The sequence below is a fragment of the Pseudoxanthomonas sp. OG2 genome (genome assembly GCF_014192765.1).
GTDB lineage: Bacteria > Pseudomonadota > Gammaproteobacteria > Xanthomonadales > Xanthomonadaceae > Pseudoxanthomonas_A > Pseudoxanthomonas_A beigongshangi.
On sequence record NZ_JACHYM010000001.1, the window covers coordinates 1,480,785 to 1,500,680 of the forward strand.

Below are 19,896 nucleotides of genomic sequence, written 5' to 3' on the forward strand. Positions count from 1 at the left end.
ACCGCTTCAGCGCTGACGCTCAACAATGAAACAAAACTGCCCGCACACCGTCAGTTTCTGGTAAGCCAACTGCTGCACGCTCCAGCCTGCCTCTTTCGATTTCTGCTCTATTTCCTGGTTCAACGGGGATTCTTCCGCAAACCAACGGTTGAAAGTCGGATCATTGCCTCGATACAAACGGGTAATCAAGGTGATTGCATCGATGCCAGGACGAATCTCACGCAACCTCAGCCCGGCAGCCTCCACCAGTTTCTTGAAACCGAATGGCGTGAAGTTCCAGTAGCTGTACGAGTGATATGGCTCCAGGTGCGATGTTGAACCAGCGAAACAACCATCCACTTTCAGCACGCGCGCTATATCCGAAAGCAATTGCTCAGGATGGCGGACGTGCTCGAAAACCTGACGGCTATAGATCAGATCGACACTGTCACTTTCCACCGGAATGTTAACGCCATCGAACGTGCGAACCTCGCCATCCGTACGCGTTCGCGCTCTTACTTCGGGAGAATCCTCGATATCGACACCAATCCACTTCGCGGTCGGCGCCGACTGACGAAAAATATCCAAAGAGACACCCGTTCCGCATCCAAGATCGACAATGGTCGCGTTCTCGCGAAGTTTCCGACCGAGCGCCCATGCATATTCCGTCGCCTGGAACTGGCGCGCAGTGTCAATCGGCAAGCTGTCTTTGAGTTCATTCCACATCGCGTTCCCCACTCCCGTTGAGCATGCCGACAAACGGCATGCCCAGACCATGATCTCAGTCGTTCCAGACCATGTAGATCGTACCCTTGGCTCCCTCTGACAGAGCAAGACGGCCATCCGCGGGACTGACCGTCACTGTCACGCGACGTTCGGGTCTTGCGTAGTCACCCACGATCTCGGCTCCCCGCGACAAGGTCTTATATCGCCGGTACCCCTTTCCAGCCAGCGACAGTTCCAGCGCGCTATCAACTTCGGCGACATCGACATCCATGAACTCGATCACCGCCCGGTGAATGACCTTGCCGTCGACCTGCTCCTGTCCAGTGGACCTGATCTTGTGCGGAAAGGTGAGCTGCAAACCAGCGGGGAGCATCGACGGAGCCGCCGCGCCGGCGGCCGGCACCTGCGGCTGTGTTGCGGCCTGGTTTTCCGCCGTGGCGGCAGCCCCGGTCGATTCCGGATTTTCGGGTGGCTTGCATGCGCTCAACAACAAGGCCCCGAATATCAGCGCATAAATTTTCATCGTATTTTTCCCTGAAAAATTGATAAGGCAGATCACACTCACAGTCAGAAGAGATCTGCAACCTCTCGTCTGAACCTACTCACGAAAGCACTCATTGTGTAGTTTTCACGCAGGAAATTCCTGCCTCTCAGCGCCGCCTCCTTGAACCGCGAGTAGTCCTGATGTTCGACGATATGGGCTTTGATGGCGTCCAAATCGGGGAAAACGGTCTCGGATTGATAAATATACTCGACCCCCCGCCAGTCGAGAAAAACCCCTTGCGCCCCTGCCGCGAATCCATCCGCCGGTGCAATATGAAAGCTCTCCGGGAGTTCACTGTCATCACTGACCGAAAGGACAAAGCCCGTATTGCTAAGTGCGACGGTCAAGTCACTGTATCCCTTCTGATGAACATGACTCGCCAGACCATTTCTCTCGAGATAGTTTTGACATTCCTCAAAATAAGCATCTTCTTCCTGGTTCCGGGTGGTCCAGCTAGTATCGGAGTATGACTTCCCGTAAACGGACAGATTGTAACGGGAGTCCAACTCCACCAATGCCTTCAATAGTTCGAGCGAACGCAGGTATCCCTTACGGGAAGGCAACGTGCCGATAATGGCGAGATTGAATACTCGGGCGGGGTCATCGTTGGATGCATAACTATCTAGGTTGATGTAGTTCGGGACAAGACGTATTTTCTTGCGCGCGTAGCCGAAGCGCTCGATCAACATCTCGAAGTAAAACAGTGATACCGCGATATACAGGTCAACTGCCGCATCGTTCACCCGATTTCCCAGGTCCCGCGCAAGCTCGAAACGATGAGCCCTGACGATTAACTTCTGATCCGGTCGCTTGTTGTTCGAATACCATACCGCGTTTCCGAGAAGCCACTCGCAGAATATTACTTCTGCCCAATCCAGGCACTCCTTGGACCGCGCCAGGTCATGCGTCGCATGTCCGGTCCATTCATCGATTCGAATGCTGAAGTACTCCGAGAGGCCAGGCAGCGCCTTTTCGATGAACTGGAGCCCATACCCTGCTACAAGCAACCGCGGTTTCACCTGCTCCTTGAAAACCGAAAAATCGCCCGCCCTTATCGACTTCACCAGATCCTTCAGGCGCGTACCGTAGTTGAACTTCTCTATAGCCGACCAGTGCTCGTTGATGAAAACGCTAAAATCACCAAAAAGCGACTCATCAATGTCCCAGCGATTGAACTTTATCAACGACAGCAACGCCGTCTGCAATCCTACTTGCAGGCGCATCGATACATAGCTCAATCCGATGGTTTTCAACTTCGCGTCTGCCGATTGCCATACCCGAAGATGATTGCGCAACTCGCGCGCGCCGTACTGCCTGGTGGATGAGGCTATCCGCGTGGCCACCTTGTTATACACAAAGGTAGGATGATCGATGTAGCCAATCCTCTTTGCAGCCAGAAGTACGTCGATCAGGTAGAGCGTGTCCTCCCCCATGCGCAGCACCGGATCCCAGCGGATCCCCTTCGAGACCAGCAAGGATCTGCGTATCAGGCTCGGCACGGTGGTGCTTTGCTGACGAATTATCCCCTCGATGATTGACTTCTTTGGCGTGCCGGCAGAAAAACCCTTAATTCTGTTGGCATCCGTGAATGAACTGCCATCGAATACTCTCAAATACCCGCGCAAGACACAGAGATCCTGATCGATTGCCTGGCGCGTGTGCCGCTCTAACGTATCTGGCAGGATCTCGTCGTCACAATCGAGATAGAAGATATATTCGCCTCTGGCCGCATCGACACCCATGTTCCGTGGCTCAGATGGAGAGCCGCTGTTGGAGACCCTGCGGATGACCCTCCACCTCGTTCCGTCCACGACCTCCGTTTGCCGCAGAAGGTAGTCGGCCGTCCCATCGCTGGAGCAATCGTCGACAAAAATAACTTCATACTCACCGACCGGCATCGTCTGCTTTCGCAGCGATGCCAAACAGCGCTCTATCTTCCCAATCGCATTGTGGCAGGGGATGATGATGGATACTTTCATTTCGAGGTTCAGACCAAGTAGAACAGTGCAGAGGCCCGGCGCCCGCGCATTTTCATCAACCATGGCAAAAAGCTGGCGGGCGCTATGACTTCATCGATGAGGGCCTCTTCCACCTGTACGTACTTCCTTTCGGATCCGGGCACGATCACGACGTTTTCTGCATAAGAGGTATGCAGCACCGCTTTTTCCAGATAGTCGGCCGGTCGAACCTTGCGGTAGTCAACCAAGGCAAGGTAGTCCGTTTCTATTACTCGGCCCGGCTTGTTTGCATAAGAAAGTAGATAGTGCTCTGAAACGACAGTTACTCCGTTGCGATTATATGTCTCGTAATAGTCCTTAAGACTGCTCGCCTCAATGGACCTGTCCAGGACAAGGAGCAACGGAGCCCCCTTTTCCGCAACGTTCTGTGCCTGGTAGTAGGCGATTGCTTTTTCGATGTCGTCGTCGCATGCCACGATGCAGCAGACCGTCGCGGCGAAGCTCTCCTGCGCCAAGGCCACCCCGAGCTTCTCAGCAACGAACCGGAATCTCTGCTTGTACGTATGCTCCCTTAGCACGTGATGCAGCGCACGATCCCTCATGCTCGCCAGTTCATCTTCGCCCAAATCTGGCAACCCTCGTGATTCCCGATCGGCGAAAAAAACGAGATCGCCAAACATGTCGTCCATTCCTTTGGAGTAGTTAGATACGCACAATGTATTGCTGGACATGAGTTCGTACACCCTACGCGCAAACATGGTCGGCGAACTCGTCTCGGTATTGAAATTCAAGCCATACTGGCTCGACTTGTAGACATTGCCTATCTCGGCATGAGGTACGGCCGCCTTCAAGTAGCGATGATACTTCTGAGGGAATATGTGATTCTTATCGCTGGTTCCGAAGTGCCGGTCGTATATTTCCAGCTCCAGGCCATCTTCGATGAACTTGTCCAGCATCGCCTCCATCGCCTTGCAGCGTTCCTGATGGTATGCATACCAACTTCCGGCGAATACAACTTTTCTCGAGCGAGCGCCTTCCACCTCGATTGGATTGAAATAGCGCGGCTGCGTCGCAAACGGTAGACAGTAAGCGTTCTTGACCCCGTGCTCCTTCTTGTACCGCTCGACGCATTCCGATGCAGTAGTGAAGACCACATCAAAAAGCTTTGCCGTACTTACAAAGTCATGCACCTTGTCTTCATAGTGCGATGGGTCCTCCTTGTTCCAGAAGGCGGTTGGAATGTTATGTTCCTTGCAATAGTCCAGAATCGCGAGCAGTTCTCCGCGATTTTCTTTAGTAAAGTTCGAGCTGGCATAAACTCTTCCCTTCCACGGCCGCGTCTCAGAATCAACGCCCGACCAGGCGGATTCACAGAAGAGCAGCTCCGGGCGTTCGCTCTCCATTCGTTCACGCCAGCTTCCTGGCTCCAGCACGACGGGAACAAATTCTCCCTTGAAACTGTTGTAAGTAAATTCATCGCAGATGAGCGCGACTTTTAGCCGGCGCAAGGATTTATCGCACTCTACCGAAGCTGACTTCTCGCCCCCCTCCCCCCAATTGTAGGCGACTACCTGTTCATTGATCGGAGTAAGAAGAGTCCGCCAGATCGGCAGTAATGCTTCCGGACCGAAGCTTGATTTTACGCCATCAAGCGCCCGTTCCTTTATCTCCGCATGACGCTCTTTTGCGAGGATGAGTTGCGCCGCGGCTTCCGCTGATTCAACCAAGGGGATGCCTGGGTAGATCTCCCCGGCGCCCTCCCAGTTCCAAACCACAGGAAGTGCCGCGGAGGCCACGCCTTCCGCGACGGCCACATGAAAGCTCTCGAAATCCGACGGCGACAAGACGGAACCGACGAGTCTCAGCCACTGTTCGACATCCTTTCCAGCCGGGTCGAAGATGACGCGGTGGCGCAACACCGGCGAGGCGTTTATCCGCTTGAACAGGCTGACATAGTAGTCGCGTTCCTGACCCTGCTGCCACAGCCAATCGACCGCCGCCGGGTTCTGTCCCTTAATCCGCAACCGGAAGCGGTCATCCGCCCTGACAAGCAATTCAAGTGTATCCAGGGCGAGATCCAGCCTCTTCCTAGCAGGTAGAACACCGATCATGCCCAAGGTTCGCTCGTGCCCTGGCAGCTTTTCATGATTGAAACGCTCGTGCTCGATCAGGTTTCCTACAACCCGGCATTTCTCGGGGGGAATGGAGAATTTTTCTACGCATTCGCCAAGGATATGAGCGCCAACGAAGACAAGGTCGTCAACCGCGCCATAGTTGATATCGTTGGGAAAACTCGTCCTCCTTTCTTGAAGATGCCAACGTATAACCAGTTTCTGGTCTGGTCGCTTGTTGCGAGAATAGAAGACCGCATTGCCAAGCGCCCACTCCGCGAACAGGACATCGGCCCATTCAATCAACTCTCGCGACAACTTTTCGTCGTGATCTGCGTGGCCACTCCATTCGTCGATACGGAAATCGAAGTCCCCTGTCTGCTCCAGCTGTAGTTGTATCGGCGTCCAGAACTTGAGGTCGTGGCCACTCACACCCACGCGTGTCTTTCTTTTCTTCATGGAGTTACCTTGTCCGCCCTGTAGTGACTAGCGGGCGCCGTATTTTTGGATCATTCATCAGCCATCATCCGGATGGCAAGCACGTCCGTTTCGTCCTTCAGCGCCAGTTTCTTACTGGTGCCGTCCGCGAATGCAAATGCCGCGTCACAGACATCTGGGTCATCACTATTGATAAGAAGACAAGTTCTCGCTATCGCACCACCAAGCCTGTATTCGTCTTCCGGAATCACCGCCATTCCGATCAACCCTGCGCGGGAGTAGCGTGACGCCTGGAGGAGGTCCTCTATCTGGTGTGCATCCTGTCCCTGATGGCCAACCGCCAGAACCAGTTGTTCATCCGATGCGCGCGTTGCCTTTACGAGCTGGCGGAAAGCCATTCGAGGATCACCATCCACACTGTCAAATCCGACCTTCCCAGTTCCAGCAGGTACATTTCCCAGCACCGTGACCTGCGGACTTTCGCCATTGCACATGCGCTGTTCCCTGATCCAGGAGATAGTCTCGGGATTTACCCCATCCTGATTCGCGAGTAGTACGACCCTGACACGCTGTGGTCGCATCGTCGTCTTGCTGACACCCATGACTGTCCGCATCACCTGTTCCATCCGGTGGCGATAGGTATGTCTTGACATGACGGCGCGGATGCCTGCAGCGCTCCTGCGCCGGAACTCTTTGTCATCATTCAGCAAAGTGTCAATTGCGTGCCGTGCCTCTTCTTCCGTGGCGACCTCCCAGACCACGTCCGGTCCGAATGTCGCTGCGAATCCCGGCGACGGCGTACTCACGACCGGAGTACCGCAGGCAAGAAGCTCGAATACGCGGCGGGAGAACATAGTGTCGGAATCCTGGATGCTGTTGGCATTCAGGAATACACGATACTTTCGATAGACGTCACCAATCTCCGAATATTGGATCTTTCCACGCACGAACCGTTGATGACGTTCCGGAAACTGATATTGAGAATCGAGAGAACTATCCGAATAGTTCCTGTCAAAAATATCAAGGTCAAAGCCGGACGCTGCATCCAGAAGCATGGCCTGCTGGTGGGACCGTTCTTCCAGATTTGGATAGAAGCTTCCTGCATAGCAGACCTTGGATTCACGCGGACTGCCTGACTGGATAGGGTTGTGAACTGCTTCCTGAGCAGCGAACTGAAGCAGGTCAACGGACCTAACGTCAGCGTCCACCGCATAGCGAGGCTTGGCTTCGATCGAAGTCGTGAATATGTAGTCAAAATGGGCCGCTGCTTGGATGAAATCCTCATAGTGCAATGGATCCTCCTTGTTCCAGAACACAGTAGGAATTCCCTTCAATTTGCATGCTTCCACCAACTCAACCAGCTCGGCACCCGGCATGTACTCACTCCGAGCGACGCGATACTGCCAAGCCTGATGGTTGCCATTCCAGGCGGATTCGACAAACAGCAAGGTTGGCTGAAACTTCTCCAGTAGTCCGCGCCAGTTGTCCGGGCGCGGCAGCAACCAGTCAGCCGTCGGTTGCAGGCAATTGAGGGTGAATTCGTCAAGAATTCCCATCAATAGAGGCTTTCCGGTACGTACCTCTTCCCATCCGTCGATGGATAATGCGTCCACCTCTTCATTTCTTGCCGCTTGTGGATTCGCGACCACGGCAAAATCATCCACCACCTTTTTGGGATCGGGAATGTGTACATGTCGTAGCTTCGGCAAGCTAAGCGCTTGTGATTGATGGTTCGACGTTCCGCGCCTGCGATAACGAAGCAATATGGCCGCGACCGCCTTTGGGAATCCAAGGATTCCACGTGGACTCTTAAGACCAATCAGTGCCTGGCCTAGAGCAAGTGCAAGCGAGTTCCGATACAACTGATTGTCATTGTGGAGTGACTCGCACAGTTGTATGAGTTCCTGCGCGCGCGCGCGCTCGGCTTCAAGCTTCGCCCAATGGCTGGAGCGCTTGTGCTGTGCATCGACGAGGGTTTCTTGCAGCGTCTTCATCCGGAGCTTCAGCTCGGATAATTCCTCATTGATCGTAGAGATGACGTCCTTCTGCCGCTTGTCCCTCGCCCTCCAGCCTTCCTCCATTCTCTTAATGGTGGCCCTGTGGTCCCTGTCCTTGGATCCCAGTAGGCGCAGCGACACGCGGGCACGCTCCAATTCGCGCTCACGCTTTGATAGTTCCTCGTGCCCTTGATTTACTTCTTCCCCAAGTCGACCTACTTCGGCCTGAAGAACGGACAGTTGTTCCCTAAGCAGAGCACTCTCATGATTGGATACCTGGATTCCGCGCCCCAATTCATCAACGACGGACTTTTGCTCCGCCGCTTCCCGAATCCAAACTTCCGACCGTTGCCGCAGAGCAGCAAGCTCTTCGCTGAGGTTGACAATGGTTTCGCTTGACCTTTTATGGAGCGCACGTTCCACGGTCAGTTCGCTCGATGCGTCACCCCGCTTTCCGGCCTCCGCCTTGTATTCCGCGATAACTTTTTTCGCATCGCTCAAGGAGGTGCTGAGCTCGATATTTCGCTTCTGCACTTCCCATGCCCCAGCTTCCGTAGCCCTGATTGCCATTGCCAAGCTGTTTTCAAGAGACGGCTTTGTCAAAATCCGATTCGCCACACATCTGATATAGCCATCAACCACATCAAGGACCGAAATTTCAAACGTCTCGCGAAGCGCATCCAGCAAGTCATCCGGGAAAACCGTGGCCTTGTGGTCCGGCCATGGGTGATATCCGAACGGAACGGTGATGACGATTCGTCCTTCCGGAGCGCAAAGATCAACGGCCTGGGAGATGAACGCGGGAACATCCGTTTGATGTTCGATGACCTCGCCCATCAGGATGGTGTCGAACTGCATGCCCTTCAGCGCAGCAAGCTCTGTGCAGCGGAACTCAACACGATCCTGTACTGACTGGATTTCCTTCGCTCTCTCGTCGTTTGCATAGTCGATGGCCGGCTGGAAGATATCGATGGCCAGCACGTGTTTCCCTTCCCGTGCCATGAGAATGGCTGCAATACCTTGGCTACAGCCTACATCCAATGCTCTTCCAGGCTTGGCCTGCGAGCACATCCAATTAATTCGTGCGCGAGTCTGTCGACCAAACGTCTCCCCCATATGATCGTAGTAGGCCTCGTTTACCCGATCCGGCCATGGGTTGCTGCTCTTCCCGGAAGCCTGTCCCTGGGTACCTTCATGTGCGTGGTCGTCGTGCATGACTACTGTCTCCGCTGAGGTTCCGACCCGTTACTTCCAGAATCCGATGGTGTCAACCACCTTCTTGCCCTGCGGTTTGGGAAGCCGTCGGAAAGATGTATGACCCACGAGAACCACCACTACATCCGCGGACGCGATGGCGGACGCCGCATCTGCGGAAACCAGCCCTGATATACCGTGTACCGATTCGAGCACATCAAAGAAGGGATCGGCGCAACGTACGTTGCCGGCATAACGTTCCGATAGCGCGAGCGCGATGTCCAGGGCAGGGCTCTCCCTGAAATCATCAACATCTGCCTTGTAGGTCAATCCCAGACAGCATATGGAGGGATTCTCCAATCCTGCTACTGCTGCCTCAACCTGTGCCAACACATAACCGGGTTTCGAATCATTGACTTGTCGGGCCGTGCTGATGAGCTGTGCCCGCTCCTTTGCACCCGCCACGATGAACCAGGGATCCACTGCGATGCAGTGCCCCCCAACGCCGGGTCCCGGATTCAAGATGTTCACTCGTGGATGATGATTGGCCAAGCGAATGACATTCTGCACATCGATCCCGAGATCACCGCATATCATGGAAAGCTCGTTGGCAAATGCGATATTCACATCTCGAAATGAATTTTCCACCAGCTTGCAGAGCTCGGCCGTCCGGTCGTCGCTCCCAATGCAGCTCCCCCGGACAAAGGAACGATAGAGCGAGGACGCGCGCTCAGTACATGAGGATGTCATTCCTCCGACAATGCGATCGTTCTCGACCAGCTCCTGCAGCATCTTCCCCGGAATGATCCGTTCCGGACAGTACGCCATGTTTACATCCGGAACATCATGCGAATCGCCGGTGGGGAACTTTAGGTCCGGCCGAAGTTCCGCCAGTAGCCGGGCCAATCTGGCTGTGGTGCCGACCGGAGACGTCGACTCGAGTACGATCAGGTTTCCCCGGCCTATCACCGGCGCTAGAGAACGTCCTGCAGCTTCGACGAAGCTGATATCGGGCTCGTGGTTTCCGTGGTCGAGCGGGGTCGGAACGGCGATCACGAAAGCATCCGCCGGGATAGGTGTCGGCATCGCACGCATGCGTCCGCTTCCAACGGATTCCTCCACGAGCTCCGACAGGCCCGCCTCTTCGAAGTGCGCCTCGCCTCCATTCACGGCATCTACGATTCGTTTCGAGATATCCACGCCGGAAACGCGCTTTCCAGCGGAGGCGAACATGGCGGCGGTGGGCAATCCAATGTAGCCCAGACCGATTACACAAACATGTTCGTCGCGATCCTTCTGCTGCATGGACTCGGTCATACTGACTCCTTACTAAGATTATTCTGTGCCCTACTTGAAGTTGTTCCACCAGCTTCGAGCAGATCTGCTAACTGCAATGCCAATGACTTCCAGGAATAGCGCATGCGCCCATCATCGACTACGGCACTTGGCTCCCGAGGCGCGAGCCGTTTCTTGTGGAGCGCATTCCGGAGAACCGCTTCAATGGCTGTCGCCTCCGCCGCAACCGGGTTGCCGGCACCTGTTTCTTCCAAAAGAATCCTGGCGGCATCCGCGCGGTCACCGCCAATATGCAGTATTGGCCGATGAGCTCCCAAATACTCGTAGAGCTTTCCAGGAACTTGCAATGGGTTCGCATTGGCGATATTGACAAGCATGTCGCATTGCCGCTGGTACGACAAAGCGAGGGTATGTGGCAGGAACCCAAGTAGCCTTATGCAGCCACCGCTGTCTCGCGCAGCTTCTGCGACACCGTGCGGTGCAGCAATCGTTGCAATGTTCAACCGGACACCGGGCACCCTGCGCACGGCCTCCAACAGTGAGGACGGATCACGAAATGCGTAGAAGCTTCCTGTATAGAGCAACTCGAGCACTTCCGGATCGAAAGGCCCATTCGAACGCAGGTGCGGTCCGCGGTGCGATGTTCCATCGAATCCCTGTGTCAGCAACTTCAGCTTCGAGGCGTGGACATCATGGCGCTTCTGCATATCATGGATGGCGTGCTGGCTGGTCAGCAACACGAGCTCTGCGCGCTTGCAGATCTCCTCTTCCAGCTCCCATGCCGTTTTCCGCCAACGCTCAGGCGTATAGGGCGCAAGCACCGGATCCCCCAGATCAGCAACCCATCTGAATCCGAGTTTGTTCGCATAGATTCCCAGCGGAATCGAGTTCGCAGGTTCATGCGATGTGATAACAACATCCGGCACCATCTCACCAAGAAGATGCTTGAGCCTGCGTCGCGCCCATGGCAGCCACTCTGCTCGGATATCCGGAAACATCACTCGTCCAAGTGCGTCGGGAACAACCGTGTGCAAATTGAAGACACGCCGGTTCAATCGACGAATGCGTTCGACGATTCTTCCTTTCCAGTTCAACTTGAGCTGCGGGTGTCGGGTATCGGCATAGCCGGCATTGTCTTCCAGCAAATCATTGAATCCCTGCGGTTCCGGTGAGGCTTGTGATCCTGCGTGGCGTTGCGGCTGCCTGCGTCGCGCCAACCAGGTCAACGTCGCCGCATAGGGGCCGGGCCAGACCCTGTGCACTTTGACGCTCGCCGGGAGTTCGGGCAGTCCCCCGGATCCGTACCCGGCAACATCCGGCGCAAGCACGCGCACCTCATGACCCGCATCGGCCAGTTCCCGGACCAAGTAGGCCCAGCGCAGAGACTGCGGAGAGGGTATAGGAGGAAAATCATAGGCGATCAGCAAAACTCGCATCTTTCATGCTGCCGTCTGAGGTGGCCCGCCGCTCTTCAGCAGCTTGTCGTACTCAATCAAGGTGCTATTGATATCGCCAAAGAACTCAACCCTGCCTCCGACCATCAACAGTCCTTTTGTGCACACGTCGCGCATCAGCTGAAAATTATGACTGGCAAGCACGACAATCTTGGCGCCATTCACGCGGCTTGCCATTCTCTCCTTGGCTTTGGAAATGAACGAAGCATCTCCTGCGCCGATCCACTCATCCATTACCATGATGTCGTGTTGCACTGCGGTTGCAATCGCAAAGCCAAGCCTCATCCTCTGACCAGAGGAGAGCGTCTTCAAACGATGATTGGCCTTGTCGTGCAATTCCGAAAAGTCGAGGACTGGCTCGACAAGATCGACAAGTTGGCTGGCTCTGAGGCCCATCGCGGTTCCCCGCAGATAGATGTTTTCCTTGAGCGTGGCTTCGTTATTGAAGCCCAGTGAAATATTTAACAGGGCTTGCCGTGTTCCTTGGGACTCGAGCCAGCCTTCAGTCGGCTGGTAAGCACCGGCCAACACCCTGAGCAGGGTCGATTTGCCCGCTCCGTTCCTGCCCACAATTCCGATTCGGTCGCCTTCCTGGGCAGAAAAATGAACGTCGTCAAGGATCGTCCTGAACTCGCGACGGGGACGCTCTATGGCTGCCTTGGCCAGCATCGCCAACCAAGAGCGCGCCGAGCGGTCGCTCTGCAGATAAATAGGCAAACGTAGCGAGATGTGGTGTGCAACAAGCCGAACCGTCATGACTTTTCAAACCCAAAGTGGAACGAAGCGTGCATAGCGTCGATAGAGGATTGACGTAATGATCCAGCCGGCGACAGTGAAAACAGCCAGGTAGACATAGCTCATCGTCTCCATGGGTTCTCCAAGCAATGGCGCACGTACCAGTTCTATCAAATGGAACAAAGGATTAATCCTCATGAAGGTGCCATGGATTGTTCCCATCGGCGCCGCCGAAGCACTCCACAGAATAGGCGTGAGAATAAAGCCAAAGATAAACACGCTGGCCATCAGCTCGTGGATATCCGGGAAGCGCGCACCCAGCAGTGCTACGGCCATGCCTATCCACACTGCATTTATCAACAAGAGCAGGGTCGCGGGAAGCACAGTGGCTAACCCGATAACCTGGAATTTCGGAGAGAGCAAGAGCGCTACGAGAAGCACGGGGATGGCGACGACAAAGTAGAAAATTCCTTTCGCCACCACACGCATCACGAAATCCGTTAGCCGCCCATGGCCATCCAGAATGAAACTGGAGTTGTTCGTGAGGATGCTGCACGATTCAACGATGACCGTCATCAGCAGGCGGAAAAGAAGATATCCCAAGCCCAGATGCGGAATGAAATCCAGCGGCGGAATGCCCTGCAACTTGGAGAAATAGAACCCAACTCCAAGCACATAGATTAGCGGCGGAATGAGAAGCCAAAGCAGACCAAGCCTTGAGCGACGATACTTGGTCACGATATCCAGCCAACATGAGTACGCCCAGAATTCCGGCTCCTTCAAGCTGGCCAACAAGTCTTTCCACATTGAATTCAAGAGAACACCCGCTGAAGTTCATTCCTGAGATCTTCGATGATCTCGATACCCACGCTTAAGCGCACCAATCCATCGCTTATCCCCAATGCGGTGCGTCGCTCCAACGGAATCGACGCATGTGTCATTACTGCCGGATGATTGATAAGGCTCTCCACACCACCGAGTGATTCCGCAAGGGTAAACAGGTGAGTACCTTCGCAGACCTTGCGCGCGGCCTCGAAACCTCCCTTCAGTACGATCGACATGATGCCGCCATAGCCATGCATCTGTCGGCTGGCCAATGCGTGCTGAGGATGTGACTTCAAGCCGGGGTAGATGACTTTGTCGATTACCGACTGGCCTTGCAGCCATTCGGCCAGCGCCATCGCATTCTCGCAATGCGCCTTCATGCGCAGATGCAGGGTCTTCAGGCCACGCAGCGCCAGGAAGCTGTCGAACGGTCCCTGTACCGCGCCTATGGAGTTCTGCAGGAATGCCATCTGTTCGGCGAGCGCGTTGTCGTCTCCAACCACGGCGATTCCACCGACCATGTCCGAGTGGCCATTGAGATACTTGGTGGCAGAATGCATGACGATGTGCGCGCCGAGTTGCAACGGACGTTGCAGGATCGGCGAGGCGAAGGTGTTGTCCACCACCACGACCAGGCCGTGCTTACGGGCGGCCTCGGCGATCGCCTGGATGTCGACGATCTTGAGCATCGGGTTGGTCGGGGTTTCGATCCAGACCATCCGGGTGTTCGGGCGAACCGTCGCTTCGAACGCGGCGGGATCAGTCAGGTCGACGAAACTGAATTCCAGCCCTGCGCTGCGCTTGCGCACGCGCTCGAACAACCGATAGCTGCCTCCATAGATATCGTCCATGGCGATTACATGGCTGCCACTGTCCAGCAGTTCCAGCACCGTGGAGGTGGCGGCCATGCCGGAGGCGAAAGCGAAACCGCGGGTACCGCCTTCAAGCGCGGCCACGCAGCGCTCGTAAGCGAACCGGGTGGGATTGTGGGTCCGTGAGTACTCGAAGCCCTGATGCACGCCCGGGCTGGCCTGGGCGTAGGTCGAGGTGGCGTAGATCGGGGGCATGACCGCCCCGGTGCTCGGATCGGGAGCCTGTCCGCCATGGATGGCCAGCGTGCCGAGGGCGTAGGAGGCTTCTCCCCCGCCATTGGGCTTGGAGTCCGACATAGTTGTTCCTTTCAAACCGACCGCGAATTCTAGCAGTCGCGGCTTAACGTACCGTCCTTTTCACGCGGTTCCGGGACCCCGGGCGGTTACTGCGCCCGGCGCCTCAGGTAGTTCAGCAAATCGATCCGGGTAATCAGGCCCAGGAAGGCGTCGCCATCGGTGATGATGGCAACCTGGCCGCGGTCGAACACCGGCAGCAGGGCCTCGATGGGGGAACGGACGTCCAGGCGATCCAGCTTGCTGACCATGGCGGTGGACACAGGGTCGCGGAACCGGGCCTCGTCGCCGTAGACGTGCAGCAGCACGTCGCTTTCATCGACGATGCCCACCAGTTTGTCGCCTTCCATGACCGGCAGCTGGGACACGTCATACAGCTTCATCCGCTGGTAGGCGGTGGTGAGCAGGTCGGTGGGGCTGACCACCACGGTGTCCCGCTGGCTGTAGGGGCGCAGGATCAGGTCGCGCAGGTCGCCGTACTGGGGGCGTTCGATGAAGCCGTTGTCCAGCATCCAGTAGTCGTTGTACATCTTGGACAGGTACTTGTTGCCGGTGTCCGGCACCAGCACCACGACGCGCTTGGGCGTGGTCTGCTCGCGGCAGTATTTCAGGGCCGCGGCCAGCAGGGTGCCGGTGGAGGAGCCGCCGAGGATGCCCTCCTTCGCCAGCAGCTCGCGCGCGGTCAGGAAGCTCTCCTTATCGCTGATCGAATAGGCCTTCTTCACCCGGCTGAAATCGGAAATCTGCGGCAGGAAATCCTCGCCGATGCCTTCCACCAGCCAGGTACCGGACTTCTCGCTGAGGGTGCCTTCGTTGATGTACTGGGTCAGGATGGAACCGACCGGGTCGGCCAACACCATCTCCACGCCCGGGGCATCCTTGGCGAACGCGCGCGACAGGCCGGTCATGGTGCCGGAACTGCCGCAGCCGAACACGAGCGCGTCTAGCTTCCCATCCATCTGGGCCAGGATTTCCGGGCCGGTGCCGAATTCGTGCGCGGCCGGATTGTCGGGATTGCCGAACTGGTTGATGAAGTAGGCGCCCGGCGTCTCGCTGGCGATACGGGCGGCCAGGTCCTGATAGTACTCCGGATGGCCCTTGGCCACGTCCGAGCGGGTCAGCACGACTTCCGCGCCCATCGCCTTGAGATTGAAGATTTTTTCCCGGCTCATCTTGTCCGGGACGACGAGGATCAGCTTGTAGCCCTTCTGCTGGGCAACCAGCGCCAGGCCGATGCCGGTGTTGCCGGCGGTGCCTTCGACCAGGGTGGCGCCGGGCTTCAGATCGCCGCGCTTTTCGGCGGCCTCGATCATCGACAGGCCGATGCGATCCTTGATGGATCCGCCGGGGTTGGCGCTTTCCAGCTTGAGGAACAGCTCGCAGACGCCGGTGTCCAGGCGCTGGGCCTTGATCATCGGCGTGTTGCCGATCAGCTGGAGAACGGAAGATTGAATCGCCATTGCGGACTCGCGCTCACGGATCGTGATGGAGCCCGGATTATCGCATCGAGTGACGCGGGCGGCGACGGCCGACGAGGAGGCCGCCGCCGCCCGCGACGATGGAGCGGGTCGTGGGTCAGTGCGGCTTCGCGTCGTAGATGCGGATCAGCCGTTCCTTGGTCGCGAGCTTCTCGCGCTTCATCTGTCCCAGCAGATTGTCGTCGATGGGCAGCACGCCCAGCTCGGCATCGGTGACCTTCTTGTCCAGTTCGCGATGGCGCTGGTACAGCTGCTTGAATTCCGGGTCGGCCTTGATCAGTGCGTCGATTTCAGTCTGCGGTTGACCTTCGAACATGGGGAGTACCTCCTTCAGCGGAAAAACGAACGCCCCGGCCTGGGCAGGCTCGGGGCGTTGGCTTGGGAGCGGAACGTCGAAGCGGGATGGCGGGCGCCTCCACCGGGAACACCCGCACGGACCTGGCCGTCGGGGGCGTTCTCCTCTGGGGCTTTGAACAACGTCATCGGCTCGACTCTCCGGTGAGCCAAGCGACGGGGGTCGCTTGGGTATATGACCCTACTCCTCGTCCCCGGACCCGACAAGCCCCTTCACAAGTCCTTGATCCGACAAGGCAAGAACGGCAAACGGGGCGTTCAGACTGTTCGTCCGGAACGCCCCGTTTTTCGTGCAGGTCTTTGTTTTTAAAAACAAAACTACTGCGTGACCACGATCTCCGCCGCCTTGCTGCTGGAACCATTGCCCTTGCCGGCGGCCTGGATCCGGCCCTTGGACACGCCCGCCGCGACCAGGGCATCGCGCAAGGCGTCGGCGCGGCGCTGGCCGGGGGTCTGCTTGTCGCCGAAACCCTCGATCCGGGCCTTGGCCTTGGGACTGGCCTGCAGGTAGGCGGCCAACGCGGACGCGCTGGATTGGCCCGCCTCCGACAGCTTGGCCGAGCCGCCGGAGAACGCGCTCGCCGGCAGGGTGAAGACTTCGCCGCGCGCCTCGAACTTCGAAGCCGGCAGCTTGGTCCCCGACACCAGTTCGGCCTCCTCGCGGGCCAGCCGCGCTTCCTTCTGCCGGGCGGCACTGAGCTTGGCGCTCTGCTGCCCGGCCACGCTGGTCAGCGCCAGCTCGGCGTCCTGGCGGGCCAGGGTTTCGGCTTCGGCGGCCTGGCGCAGGCGCTCGGCTTCCTCGGCCTGGATCTGCGCCTGGATGCGCATTCGCTCGACTTCCTGCCGGGCGCGTTCGGCCTCGCGCCGGCTGGCTTCCACCAGCAGCTCGCTGCGGGTGCGATCGAGGCGTCCGACTTCGCGCTGCGCGGCCTGGGTGCGGGTGGCGATCTCGGCGATTTCCACCCGCCGCTCGGCGACGTACTGGGCCCGCTCGCGGACACTGCGCCGCGCTTCGGCCAGTTCACTGATGGCCTGCTGGGCCTGCAGGCGTTCGAAGGCCGCCAATTCAGCGTATTCGGGATTGGCGCGCAATGCCGCCAGGCGCTGGCCGAGCTGGATGACGACGGGATTGTCCGCTGCCAGCAATGCGCCGGCCGGCAGCGACAGCAGCAGGACCAGCAGGCCCGCGCGACGGAGATTGCGGTTCATTGGCCGCCCTCCATACCGAGCTTGCGCTGGAGATCCGCGATTTCGGCGCGTCGCTGCTGCAGGTCGGCGTTCGCCACCGCCTCCAGGCTCAGCGCGCGCGCCACGTCGGCATCGGCCGCCGCACGGATGGCCAGGTCCAGGGCCAGCTTCTTGTCGCGGCTGCTCTGCGCGGCCTGGGCCTGGGCGAGCAACTGGCGCGCGATGGCCATGCGGTCCGGGGCGTACTGATCGGCGTCGGCCTGATCCGCGCGCTCCACGGCCTGGCGCGCCGTTTCCAGTTCCGGCGTCGTCGCGGTCTGGGCCCGGATCGGGAATGCCGACCCGCCGGCGACCGTGAGTGCGGCCACCATCACATACAGGGGCAAGCGGATTTGTGCGAAGCTACGAATCATCTGGGTGCCGTGACGTATCAGGGGATCGCGCGGCCATTGTCGGAAGCCTGCGCCCCCGTTGCAACGGTGGGCCGCCACAAATGGGGATGCTCGCACATGGACATCGGCTATTTCCTGAAGCTGATGACCGAGAAAAACGCCTCGGACATGTTCCTGACCACCGGGGCGCCGGTCTATATCAAGATTGAGGGAAAGCTTTATCCGCTGGGCAATACCGGCCTGCCGCCCGGCATGGTCAAGAAGATTGCCTACTCGCTGATGGACGAGGGCCAGGTGCCCGTGTTCGAGCGCGAGCTGGAACTGAACATGGCCATCGCCCTGCAGGATGCGGGGCGTTTCCGCGTCAACGTGTTCAAGCAGCGCGGCGAGGTCGGCATGGTGATCCGCGCCATCCGCAGCGTGATCCCGTCCATCGAGGACCTGCACCTGCCGCCGGTGCTCAAGGACATCATCATGACCCCGCGCGGGCTGGTCCTGATCGTGGGTTCCACCGGCTCGGGCAAATCGACCACGCTGGCGTCGATGATCGACCACCGCAACAGCAACACCACCGGGCACATCCTCACCATCGAGGATCCCATCGAGTACCTGCACAAGCACAAGCAATCGATCGTCAACCAGCGCGAGGTCGGCCTGGATACCCATGCCTTCCACAACGCGCTGAAGAACGCGATGCGCGAGGCGCCGGACGTGATCCTCATCGGCGAGATCCTTGACGCCACCACGATGGAGGCGGCCATCGCCTTCGCCGAAACCGGTCACCTGTGCCTGGCGACCCTGCACTCCAACAACGCCGACCAGACCATCGAGCGCATCCTCAATTTCTTCCCGGAGAGCGCGCACAAGAACGTGCTGATGAACCTGGCGCTGAACCTGCGCGCGGTGGTGTCGCAACGCCTGGTCAAGGGCGTGGACGGGCGCCGCCTGCCGGCCGCGGAAGTGCTGATCAACACGCCGATGATCCGCGACCTGCTGCGCCGCGGCCAGGTCCACGAGATCAAGCAGGCGATGGAGGAATCGCTGGAGGAAGGCATGGAGACCTTCGACCAGTGCCTGTTCCGTATGGCGAAGGACGGCGAGATCGAGCAGGAGGAGGCGCTGCGCGCCGCGGATTCGCGCGATGGCCTGGCGTTGAAGTTCCGCCTCTCGGAGGGTAGCCAGGGCGAGCACGATCCCTACGCGGACTACGAGAATTCCAATCCGGGCACCTCGTCCCCCCGCATCACCCACGGCTTCGGCTGACAGACGTAGAGCGGAGCTTGCTCCGCTACGCTCTGGCTCCACCACACCGATACGCGGCCGCCTCAGGGCTGTGCGTCGGGCTGCTTTTCCGGGCGCGCCAGGTCAAAGGCCGGTAGCGCGAGGCAGGCCTGTTCGATCCTGACCAGCGTCGGGAACGCCTCCATGTCCACGCCGAACCGGCGGGCATTGAAGATCTGCGGGATCAGGCAGCAATCGGCCATGCCCGGCGTCTGCCCATGGCAATAGGCGCCGGTCGCCGCATCCCCTGACAACAGCGTCTCCATCGCGGAAAACCCTTCAAGGATCCAATGCTTGATCCAGTCGTCGCGCTCGGAATGCGGGACATGCCAGGTGTTCTCGAAGTACTGGAGCACGCGCAGGTTGTTGAGCGGATGGATGTCGCTGGTGACCATCTGCGCGAGCGCGCGCACCCGCGCCCGGTCGCGCGCGGTCATTGGCAGCAGTCGCGGGGACGGCCAGGCCTCGTCGAGGTATTCGAGGATCGCCAGCGACTGCCGGATCACCCGGGTCCCGTGCAGCAAGGTGGGTACCAGGTGCTGCGGATTCTTGGCGACGTAATCGGGATGGTGCTGCTGCCCGCCTTCGCGGACCAGATGGACCGGAATCGTCTCGTAGGCCAGGCCCTTGAGGTTCAGGCCGATGCGCACGCGGTAGGCCGCGCTGGAACGCCAGTACGAATAGAGCTTCAGTTGCTCACCCATGGCGGAAACTCCGTTCCGTTTTGTTTTGCCTTCCCTGTTGCCGAACGCCCATGAGCCCCCCTACGCGACAGTCTGG

16 protein-coding genes are annotated in these 19,896 nt (G+C 58.2%); 1 reads left to right on the top strand and 15 read right to left on the bottom strand.

What is annotated here, in order from left to right; all coding sequences use genetic code 11:
- Nucleotides 1-6: 6 nt before the first annotated feature.
- The 14 genes from FHW78_RS06975 to FHW78_RS07040 form a co-directional block, all read right to left on the bottom strand.
- Nucleotides 7-705, bottom strand: a complete 699-nt coding sequence (locus FHW78_RS06975; RefSeq protein WP_183639135.1) for a class I SAM-dependent methyltransferase — start codon at nucleotides 703-705, stop codon at nucleotides 7-9.
- 55 nt (nucleotides 706-760) lie between these two features.
- The gene (locus FHW78_RS06980; RefSeq protein ID WP_183639137.1) at nucleotides 761-1,228 is read right to left on the bottom strand and encodes a hypothetical protein; all 468 of its coding nucleotides are present in this window, start codon (nucleotides 1,226-1,228) and stop codon (nucleotides 761-763) included.
- Between the two features lie 44 nt (nucleotides 1,229-1,272).
- Nucleotides 1,273-3,228 (bottom strand): glycosyltransferase, encoded by a 1,956-nt coding sequence (locus FHW78_RS06985; protein ID WP_183639139.1) that lies wholly within the window; start codon nucleotides 3,226-3,228, stop codon nucleotides 1,273-1,275.
- An 8-nt stretch (nucleotides 3,229-3,236) separates the two neighbouring features.
- Nucleotides 3,237-5,777, bottom strand: a complete 2,541-nt coding sequence (locus FHW78_RS06990; protein ID WP_183639141.1) for a glycosyltransferase — start codon at nucleotides 5,775-5,777, stop codon at nucleotides 3,237-3,239.
- A 50-nt stretch (nucleotides 5,778-5,827) separates the two neighbouring features.
- Complete coding sequence (locus FHW78_RS06995; RefSeq protein ID WP_183639143.1) at nucleotides 5,828-8,968, bottom strand: glycosyltransferase; 3,141 nt, start codon at nucleotides 8,966-8,968, stop codon at nucleotides 5,828-5,830.
- A gap of 30 nt (nucleotides 8,969-8,998) precedes the next feature.
- Nucleotides 8,999-10,264, bottom strand: coding sequence for a UDP-N-acetyl-D-mannosamine dehydrogenase (wecC, locus tag FHW78_RS07000; RefSeq protein ID WP_225562313.1), 1,266 nt, complete (start codon nucleotides 10,262-10,264; stop codon nucleotides 8,999-9,001).
- Nucleotides 10,261-11,679 (bottom strand): hypothetical protein, encoded by a 1,419-nt coding sequence (locus tag FHW78_RS07005; protein ID WP_183639145.1) that lies wholly within the window; start codon nucleotides 11,677-11,679, stop codon nucleotides 10,261-10,263. Before FHW78_RS07005 ends, wecC begins: the two co-directional genes overlap by 4 nt.
- Nucleotides 11,680-11,682: 3 nt before the next feature.
- Entirely contained in the window at nucleotides 11,683-12,453 is a 771-nt protein-coding gene (locus FHW78_RS07010; RefSeq protein ID WP_183639146.1) for an ATP-binding cassette domain-containing protein, read from the bottom strand.
- Nucleotides 12,454-12,459: 6 nt separating this feature from the next.
- Complete coding sequence (locus tag FHW78_RS07015; RefSeq protein WP_181444254.1) at nucleotides 12,460-13,224, bottom strand: ABC transporter permease; 765 nt, start codon at nucleotides 13,222-13,224, stop codon at nucleotides 12,460-12,462.
- 20 nt (nucleotides 13,225-13,244) lie between these two features.
- Nucleotides 13,245-14,426, bottom strand: coding sequence for a cystathionine gamma-synthase (locus FHW78_RS07020; protein ID WP_183639148.1), 1,182 nt, complete (start codon nucleotides 14,424-14,426; stop codon nucleotides 13,245-13,247).
- A gap of 86 nt (nucleotides 14,427-14,512) precedes the next feature.
- Nucleotides 14,513-15,883, bottom strand: coding sequence for a pyridoxal-phosphate dependent enzyme (locus FHW78_RS07025; RefSeq protein ID WP_183639151.1), 1,371 nt, complete (start codon nucleotides 15,881-15,883; stop codon nucleotides 14,513-14,515).
- 115 nt (nucleotides 15,884-15,998) lie between these two features.
- Nucleotides 15,999-16,217, bottom strand: coding sequence for a YdcH family protein (locus FHW78_RS07030; protein ID WP_183639152.1), 219 nt, complete (start codon nucleotides 16,215-16,217; stop codon nucleotides 15,999-16,001).
- 356 nt (nucleotides 16,218-16,573) lie between these two features.
- Nucleotides 16,574-17,464, bottom strand: coding sequence for an OmpA family protein (locus tag FHW78_RS07035; protein WP_183639154.1), 891 nt, complete (start codon nucleotides 17,462-17,464; stop codon nucleotides 16,574-16,576).
- Entirely contained in the window at nucleotides 17,461-17,856 is a 396-nt protein-coding gene (locus tag FHW78_RS07040) for a DUF4398 domain-containing protein (protein WP_183639156.1), read from the bottom strand. The genes FHW78_RS07035 and FHW78_RS07040 overlap by 4 nt, the downstream gene beginning before the upstream one ends.
- A 96-nt stretch (nucleotides 17,857-17,952) precedes the next feature.
- On the opposite strand from FHW78_RS07040, the gene FHW78_RS07045 reads away from it, so the two are divergent.
- Nucleotides 17,953-19,098, top strand: a complete 1,146-nt coding sequence (locus FHW78_RS07045) for a PilT/PilU family type 4a pilus ATPase (protein ID WP_183639157.1) — start codon at nucleotides 17,953-17,955, stop codon at nucleotides 19,096-19,098.
- A 62-nt stretch (nucleotides 19,099-19,160) separates the two neighbouring features.
- Here FHW78_RS07045 and maiA read toward each other — a convergent pair whose 3' ends face one another.
- A complete protein-coding gene (gene maiA / locus FHW78_RS07050; protein WP_141455574.1) occupies nucleotides 19,161-19,820 on the bottom strand; it encodes a maleylacetoacetate isomerase in 660 nt (219 codons plus the stop codon).
- Between the last annotated feature and the right edge of the window lie 76 nt (nucleotides 19,821-19,896).